We start from the raw sequence: 2,759 nt of genomic DNA, 5'->3' as shown, positions 1-2,759 counted from the left end.
AAGAAGAAATAAATAAAGAATATGGAGAACTAAAAGGTGGAAGAAGAGAAAAGCCTATGGAGGAAATAGCAATAGAAAAATGTGGCTTTTATCTTCCAGAAGAATCAAGATATGACTATTTATTAAATTTAAGCGAAGAAGAAGATATAGCAAAAAAGATTAAAGAAGCTATAGAAGGCATAGAAAAATATTCCCCTGAACTAGTTGGAATACTACCAAAAGACAGTTATCACAATCTAAGCAAAGAAGATAACAATAAAATATTAAATAGATTACTTAGAAACTTTAACGATATTCCAACAGATATAGAAAATGATATATTCGGAGAAATATACGAATATTTTTTAGGTAACTTTGCCTTAAAAGAAGGACAAGGTGGGGGAGAGTTCTTTACACCTAGAACGGTGGTACAATATATGGTAGAGGTTCTTAAACCAACAGAAGGAAAGATACTTGACCCAGCCTGTGGTTCCGGAGGTATGTTTGTACAAGCTGCTCACTATGCTAAAAGGCAGAAAGAAAAGCACGGAGATAATCATTATATAAACCTAAGAGCCTATGGAGTTGAAAGAACAGGAGAAACAGCAAATCTAGCTAAGATGAACTTGTTTTTAAATAATATAAGAGGAGATATAATAGAAGCTAACTCTTACTATGCAGATCCTCATAGTTCATTTGGAAACTTTGACTATGTAATGGCAAACCCTCCCTTTAATGTAGACAATGTAGAACTTGATTTAGTAAAAGAGCAAAAAAGATTTAATCATTACGGAGTACCTCAAACTAAGGCTAAAAAACCTACAGTTCCCAATGCCAATTATCTTTGGATAAATCAATTTGCAACTGCTTTAAATGATAATGGAAGAGCAGCCCTTGTAATGGCTAACTCTGCATCAGATGCAGGACATAGTGAAAAGGATATAAGAAAATCTTTGATAGAAGATGGCGTAATATCTCAAATGGTTGCCCTTCCATCTAACATGTTTATAACAGTAACCCTTCCAGCTACCCTTTGGTTTTTTGATAAAGGAAAAGAGAAAAAAGATGAAATTCTTTTTATAGATGCAAGAAACATATTTACCCAAGTAGATAGGGCCCTTAGAAAGTTTTCAGATGAACAGATTAAAAATCTGTCTATTATAACCAGACTTTATGAAGGAGATAGGGAAAGTTTTTATGAACTTATAGAAGAATATAAAGACTCTAGAGATAATGGAGAAACAGAAGAAGATAAACAATACTTCCAAAAACAAATAAATTGGCTTCAAGAAAGATTCCCTGAAGGTAAATATGAAGATGTAATTGGTCTTTGTAAAGTAGCAAAACTTGAGGGGGAAGATGGGATCATAGATCAAAATTATTCACTAAACCCTGGAAGATATGTAGGGGTAGTTATAGAAGATGATGGAATGACAGCAGAGGAATTTAAGGAAGAACTATTTGGACTTAATGAAGAGTTTAAAAAGTTAAATGAAGAAGCTAAAGAATTGGAAAAGAAGATAGAAGAGAACTTGGATAAATTGGTGATTGAGTATGAGTAAATGGAGAGAAGTAAGATTAGGGGAGTATATAGATACTCTAAAAGGAAATGCATTTAAAAGTTCACTTTATAAAAACAATGGAATTCCAGTTGTAAGAGTTTCTAATTTTACTGATGAATCAATAGAAAAGGATAAAATGGTATATATAGATTATGATGAAGATTACGACAGATTTATTTTAGAGAAAAAAGATGTTTTATGTCAAACGGTTGGCTCTTGGTTGAATAATCCAAACTCTTTAGTAGGAAAGATAGTAAGAGTTCCCGACTATCTTGATGGATCTTATCTGAATCAAAATATTGTGAAGATAATACCTGATGAAAACTTAGATAATGATTATTTGTTTTATAGGTTAAAAGCTGTTGACTATAAACATTATTGTGTTGATAATGCACAGGGAGCGGCTAATCAAGCGAGTATAACATTAAAAACTATAAGAAGATTTAAGTTTAGTTTGCCAGACCTAAAAACCCAAGAAAAAATAGCAGACCTACTTTCAGCCTATGATGAATTAATAGAAAACAATAATAAAAGAATAGAAATCCTAGAAAAGACAGCAGAAGAAATATATAAAGAATGGTTTGTAAGAATGAGATTTCCGGGACATGAAAACACTAAATTTATAAAAGGGATACCTGAAGGATGGGAAGTAAAAAACTTTATTAATAAAGAAGTAAAATTACTTTCATCAGGTATAAATGAGTTTAAAGGATATAAAAGATACTTAGCAACAGCAGATGTAGAAGGTATAAATTTAAAACATGGTGAAAATATAACTTTTATAGATAAACCATCAAGGGCTAATATGGAACCAAAAGAAAATACAATTTGGTTTGCAAAGATGCAGGATTCAGTAAAGCATTTGTACTTTAAAAATCATTCTAAAGGATTGATAAATAATATAATACTTTCTACAGGTTTCGCAGGAATAGAATTTAAAAATATAAATTATTATTATTATTATTTATCTTTTATTAGATATGGAATTTTTGAAAGTATTAAAGATATGTATGCTAATGGATCTACTCAAGTTGCAATTAATAATCAAAACATCAAAAGAATAAAATTATTAATACCTGATGAAAACTTGATGACTAAATTTAACAATATTGTTGAACAAAATTTTGAAATAATAGAAAAATATAAAGTTGAAAACCAAAACCTAATCAAGCAGCGTGACCTACTACTACCAAGACTTATAAATGGTACTATTCAAGT

General features: G+C 30.3%; 2 protein-coding genes. Both read left to right on the top strand.

The genetic code is table 11. From position 1 onward, the window contains the following. Window positions 1-1,541, top strand: a 1,541-nt coding sequence (locus ACTHW2_RS12050; RefSeq protein WP_442264160.1) for an N-6 DNA methylase, incomplete at its 5' end; no start/stop codon positions are given. Then, on the top strand, window positions 1,534-2,759 hold a 1,226-nt coding region (locus ACTHW2_RS12045; RefSeq protein WP_442264159.1), incomplete at its 3' end, for a restriction endonuclease subunit S. The genes ACTHW2_RS12050 and ACTHW2_RS12045, both read left to right, overlap by 8 nt.

This window comes from Tissierella sp. (assembly GCF_052089545.1).
Classification (GTDB): Bacteria; Bacillota; Clostridia; order Tissierellales; family Tissierellaceae; genus Tissierella_A.
The sequence above is the reverse complement of the archived record's forward strand: the minus strand, read 5'-3'. Positions and strand labels throughout refer to the sequence as shown.